Origin of the sequence: Streptomyces sp. SID9727, assembly GCF_010550605.1 — a bacterium.
Taxonomy (GTDB): Bacteria; Actinomycetota; Actinomycetes; order Streptomycetales; family Streptomycetaceae; genus Streptomyces.
Genome location: NZ_JAAGNI010000164.1, coordinates 1 through 4317 on the forward strand (window position 1 = coordinate 1; position 4317 = coordinate 4317).

General features: G+C 74.7%; 5 protein-coding genes. All 5 read left to right on the forward strand.

The features are described 5' to 3' along the window. On the forward strand, positions 1-246 hold a 246-nt coding region (locus G3I41_RS11105; protein WP_164400037.1), incomplete at its 5' end, for a pantoate--beta-alanine ligase. Continuing rightward, positions 243-1973: an L-aspartate oxidase gene (locus G3I41_RS11110; RefSeq protein ID WP_164400038.1), complete on the forward strand. Its 1731-nt coding sequence runs from the start codon at positions 243-245 to the stop codon at positions 1971-1973. The genes G3I41_RS11105 and G3I41_RS11110, both read left to right, overlap by 4 nt. A 2-nt stretch (positions 1974-1975) precedes the next feature. Beyond that, complete coding sequence (gene nadC / locus G3I41_RS11115) at positions 1976-3007, forward strand: carboxylating nicotinate-nucleotide diphosphorylase (protein ID WP_164400039.1); 1032 nt, start codon at positions 1976-1978, stop codon at positions 3005-3007. Beyond that, positions 3007-3804 carry a type III pantothenate kinase gene (locus G3I41_RS11120; RefSeq protein WP_018520480.1) on the forward strand — a complete coding sequence of 266 codons (798 nt, stop codon included), beginning with the start codon at positions 3007-3009 and terminating at the stop codon, positions 3802-3804. The genes nadC and G3I41_RS11120 overlap by 1 nt, the downstream gene beginning before the upstream one ends. Positions 3805-3941: 137 nt before the next feature. Then, positions 3942-4317: hypothetical protein (locus G3I41_RS11125; protein WP_164400040.1), on the forward strand; the 376-nt coding region annotated here is incomplete at its 3' end.

Consider the following 4317-nt stretch of genomic DNA (forward strand, 5'->3'; position numbering starts at 1 on the left):
GTCGCCCGGGCCCGGCCGGACGCCGGACCCGCCGCCGTGCGGGCCGCCGCCCGGACGGTCCTGGAGGAGGCGGAGGCCGCGAGCCCGCCGCTCGCCCTGGACTACGTGGCGCTCGTGGACCCGGCCGACTTCACCGAGATCCCCGACGACCGCGCGGCCGGTGAGGCGATTCTCGCCGTCGCCGCCCGGGTCGGCGCCACCCGCCTCATCGACAACATCCCCCTCACCTTCGGAGCGACCCCGTGACCGGTATACGGCTGACCGCCCCCGCACCCGGCTGGTCCATCGACGCCGACGTCGTGGTCGTCGGCTCCGGCGTCGCCGGGCTCACCACCGCCCTGCGCTGTGCCGCGGCGGGCCTCGCCACCGTCGTGGTGACCAAGGCCCGCCTGGACGCCGGCTCCACCCGCTGGGCCCAGGGCGGCATCGCCGCGGCCCTCGGCGAGGGCGACACCCCCGAACAGCACCTGGCCGACACCCTGGTCGCCGGCGTCGGCCTCTGCGACGAGTCCGCGGTGCGGGCCCTGGTCACCGACGGCCCGGGCGCGGTGCGCCGGCTGATGGAGACCGGCGCCCGCTTCGACACCGCCGACGACGGCTCCGTGGCCCTCACCCGCGAGGGCGGCCACCACCGCCGCCGCATCGTCCACGCGGGCGGCGACGCGACCGGCGCCGAGGTCTCCCGCGCCCTGGTGGAGGCGGTCCGCGCGGCCGCCCTCCACACCATCGAGAACGCCCTCGTGCTCGACCTCCTCACCGACGCCGAAGGCCGTACCGCCGGTGTCACCCTGCACGTCATGGGCGAGGGCCAGCACGACGGCGTCGGCGCGGTCAACGCCCCGGCCGTGGTCCTGGCCACCGGCGGCATGGGCCAGGTCTTCTCCGCCACCACCAACCCCTCGGTCTCCACCGCCGACGGCGTGGCGCTCGCGCTGCGGGCCGGCGCCGAGGTCTCGGACCTGGAGTTCGTCCAGTTCCACCCCACCGTCCTCTTCCTCGGCGCCGGCTCCGAGGGCCAGCAGCCGCTGGTCTCCGAGGCGGTGCGCGGCGAGGGCGCCCACCTGGTCGACGCCTCCGGCACGCGCTTCATGCTCGGGCAGCACGAACTGGCGGAGCTGGCCCCGCGCGACATCGTCGCCAAGGGCATCACGCGCCAGATGCAGCTCAACGGCACCGACCACATGTACCTCGACGGCCGCCACTTCGGCGCCGAGATGTGGGAGCACCGCTTCCCGACCATCCTGGCCGCCTGCCGGTCCCACGGCATCGACCCGGTCACCGAGCCCATCCCGGTGGCCCCCGCCGCGCACTACGCGTCCGGCGGCGTCCGCACCGACCTGCGGGGCCGTACGACCGTCCCCGGCCTGTACGCCTGCGGCGAGGTCGCCTGCACCGGGGTGCACGGCGCGAACCGGCTGGCGTCCAACTCGCTGCTCGAAGGACTCGTCTTCGCCGAGCGCATCGCCGACGGCATCGTCGCCGACCGCCCCCGCGCGGGCGAGGCCGTCGGGCCCGTCGGGGCCCCCGTCCCGCTCCAGGCCCCCGAGACCCGGCTCACGGTCCAGCGCGCCATGACCCGGGGCGCCGGGGTGCTGCGCTCCGCCGAGAGCCTGGCCGCCGCGGCGGACGAGCTGGAGGAGCTGCGCCTCGCCACCCGCGAGGCGGGGGCGGCGGAGACCAAACCCGCGGTGCCCGGCGTCGAGGCGTGGGAGGCCACCAACCTGCTGCTCGTCGCCCGGGTCCTGGTCGCCGCCGCCCGCGCCCGCGAGGAGACCCGGGGCTGCCACTGGCGCGAGGACCGGCCCGAGCGCGACGACGCGGACTGGCGCCGCCACCTCGTCGTACGGCTCGACCCCGAGGACGGTCTCGTCCTCCGTCGGACGGATACCGAGGCGTTCGGGCCCGTGGACGCGCCCGGGGCAGCAGACTGCGCAGCGACGAGCACCACCCACCCCACTCCCGAGGAGCCGTAACCGTGAGCACGCCCGAAGAGAATCCGCGCCCCACTCCCGTGGACGTACCGCTGATCCGGGTCGGCGCGCCCGCCCCCGCCGCGGGCGGCTGCGGGGACGGCTGCGGCTGCGGCGACGGCGAGGAGTACGAGGAGTGCGGGCTCGACCCCGCGCTCGCCCAGCTCCTCGCCGAATCCGGCCTGGACCCCATCCAGGTCGAGGACATCGCGCACCTCGCCATCGCCGAGGACCTGGACGGCGGGGTGGACGTCACGACCGTCGCCACGGTCGCCGAGGACGCCATGGCCACCGGTGACTTCACCGCCCGCGAGGCCGGCGTGGTGGCCGGGCTGCGCGTGGCGGAGGCGGTCCTGTCGATCGTCTGCACCTCCGAGTTCGAGGTCGAGCGGCACGTCGAGGACGGCGACCGCGTCGCCCCCGGCCAGAAGCTGCTGACCGTCACCACCCGCACCCGCGACCTGCTCACCGGCGAGCGCAGCGCCCTCAACCTGCTCTGCCGGCTCTCCGGCATCGCCACCGCCACCCGCGCCTGGGCCGACGTGCTGGAGGGCACCGGGGCCAAGGTCCGCGACACCCGCAAGACGACGCCGGGGCTGCGCGCCCTGGAGAAGTACGCCGTGCGCTGCGGCGGCGGCGTCAACCACCGGTTCTCGCTGTCCGACGCCGCGCTCGTCAAGGACAACCACGTCATCGCGGCGGGCGGGGTCGCCGAGGCGTTCAAGCGGGTCAGGGAGGAGTTCCCGGAGGTCCCGATCGAGGTCGAGGTGGACACGCCGGCCCAGCTCACCGAGGTGCTGGACGCGGGTGCCGACCTGGTCCTGCTGGACAACTTCACCCCGGCCGAGACCGCCGAAGCGGTCGCCCTGACCGGCGGACGGGCCTTCCTGGAGTCCTCCGGCCGGCTCACCCTCGACTCGGCCCGCGCCTACGCGGAGGCCGGGGTCGACTACCTGGCCGTGGGCGCGCTGACCCACTCCTCGCCGATCCTGGACATCGGGCTGGACTTCCGCGACACCGACGGGGCCGGCGCCTGATGCTGCTCACCATCGACGTCGGGAACACCCACACCGTCCTCGGCCTGTTCGACGGCGAGGAGATCGTCGAGCACTGGCGGATCTCCACGGACGCCCGCCGCACCGCGGACGAGCTCGCCGTGCTGCTCCAGGGCCTCATGGGCATGCACCCGCTGCTCGGCATGGAGCTGGGCGACGGCATCGAGGGCATCGCGATCTGCTCCACCGTCCCGGCCGTGCTGCACGAGCTGCGCGAGGTGACCCGCCGCTACTACGGCGACGTCCCCGCCGTGCTCGTGGAGCCGGGCATCAAGACCGGGGTGCCGATCCTGATGGACAACCCGAAGGAGGTCGGCGCGGACCGCATCATCAACGCGGTCGCCGCCGTCGACCTGTACGGCGGTCCGGCGATCGTGGTCGACTTCGGCACGGCCACCACCTTCGACGCGGTCTCGGCCCGGGGCGAGTACACCGGCGGTGTCATCGCGCCCGGCATCGAGATCTCCGTCGAGGCGCTGGGCGTCAAGGGCGCCCAGCTCCGCAAGATCGAGCTGGCCCGGCCGCGCAGCGTCATCGGCAAGAACACCGTCGAGGCCATGCAGGCGGGCATCATCTACGGCTTCGCCGGCCAGGTCGACGGGGTCGTGGAGCGGATGAAGAAGGAGCTGGCGGACGACCCGGACGACGTCACCGTCATCGCGACGGGCGGCCTTGCTCCGATGGTGCTGGGCGAGTCCTCCGTCATCGACGAGCACGAACCCTGGCTGACCCTCATCGGACTCCGCCTCGTGTACGAGCGCAACGTGTCGCGGCTGTAGGAACAGGCCGCTGACCGGCGGCTCCGGGTGCGACGGCGCTCCGGAGCCGCCGCGCCATCGACGACCAGTTAAGCCGATTTTGTCCCTTTAGCACGTATTGTCGCGTCATGCCCACGCCCTACGGATCACGCGGCGGTATGGCCTTCAGCGCGGACGAGCTGCGAGTGCTCCGACGCGCCCTCGCCTTCGCGCTGCACCCCGCGCCCCTGCCCGACGAGGATGTCCAGGACTGCCTGCGGCTGGCGGGCAGCGTGGACGAGGCCGTCGCCGAGGCCGGACGGCTGCGCGCCTTCCTCCTCGCCGACCTCGCCCGCTACCGCGACGCCCTCCCCGGCTCCCTCACCGGCTATCTGGAGCTCCTCCAGGACGCCCTGGCCGCCGGATACGACCCGCTCCCCGAGGACCTGGCCGCGCTGCGCGCCCTGCGCGGCGGCCCGCTCGCCGCCGCCCTCCTGGAGCGCTGCCAGATGATCGCGGAGCGCTCCGTACGCGCCCGGCTCGCCGGACGGGCCG

What these genes read in the sequence shown, in the direction of transcription:
- G3I41_RS11120 (WP_018520480.1), top strand. Translation starts at nt 3,007, where the DNA reads ATGCTGCTCACCATCGACGTCGGGAACACCCACACCGTCCTCGGCCTG.